Origin of the sequence: Sphingomonas sp. S6 (assembly GCF_043498045.1) — a bacterium.
GTDB lineage: Bacteria > Pseudomonadota > Alphaproteobacteria > Sphingomonadales > Sphingomonadaceae > Sphingomonas.
On record NZ_JBIEOE010000059.1, the window covers coordinates 1 to 400 of the forward strand.

A 400-nucleotide genomic window follows, 5' to 3' on the forward strand; every position below is an offset into this window, starting at 1 on the left:
GGTTGAGACCGGTTTGAGACAAACTCATTAAATTTGAGATGAACCCAAGATTTTTTCATGATCATGATGATGTCTCATTCAGAGCACCACCCTGCGCATCCGGACATGACCCCGCCCGCCTTCTGCCGCACAATGCCACCCTGACCACACCAGGTGCCCGGCCACATGAGCCTGCTGAAAACCGCGCTGCGCGAACAGAACTTCGTCTGCGTCATGGAGTTCGTCCCCAAGCCTTCTGCAGAACGCTTCGCCGCCATGGAAGCGATCATGGCCCGCGCGCACCTGTGCGGCTGGCCAATGACCGTGGCCATCGGCGATCGCGTCGGCAGCCCGCTGGACATGTCGCCGCTGGATGCCCTCGCCTCGTTCAGCAACCCGGTACCTGCCCTGCCGCATTTTT

The 400-nt window shown here is 59.8% G+C and carries 1 protein-coding gene; it reads left to right on the plus strand.

All coding sequences use genetic code 11. From position 1 onward, the window contains the following. Positions 1-165: 165 nt before the first annotated feature. Positions 166-400, plus strand: a 235-nt coding sequence (locus tag ACGVWT_RS19235; protein WP_394427844.1) for a hypothetical protein, incomplete at its 3' end; no start/stop codon positions are given.